We start from the raw sequence: 256 nt of genomic DNA on the forward strand, positions 1-256 counted from the left end.
CGGTTTAACGTTTTCAGCGACCGAGACCTGGTCGGCAGTGATGGTGACCTTGACCAGGTCGCCACCGTTGCCAGTGCCTGGGGTGCCCGAGCCAGGCTCGTCGGTAACAGCAGTGCTGACCGGCGTCTTGTCCAGAACCAGGTTCTCGAACTTGCCGACATCGGCGCCGTCGACGCTGGCGATCGATTTGATCACTGGATCGTTGGTACCGGTGTAAACGTTGTCCGGAGCAGTGACAGTCACGAAGCCCGAGGTG

Annotated in this window: 1 protein-coding gene; it reads right to left on the reverse strand. The window is 60.5% G+C overall.

Annotated elements, in window-relative coordinates; translation table 11 throughout:
* On the reverse strand, positions 1 to 256 hold a 256-nt coding region (locus PC358_RS27850), incomplete at both ends, for an immunoglobulin-like domain-containing protein (protein WP_162181165.1).

Source organism: Pseudomonas capeferrum (assembly GCF_000731675.1).
GTDB lineage: Bacteria > Pseudomonadota > Gammaproteobacteria > Pseudomonadales > Pseudomonadaceae > Aquipseudomonas > Aquipseudomonas capeferrum.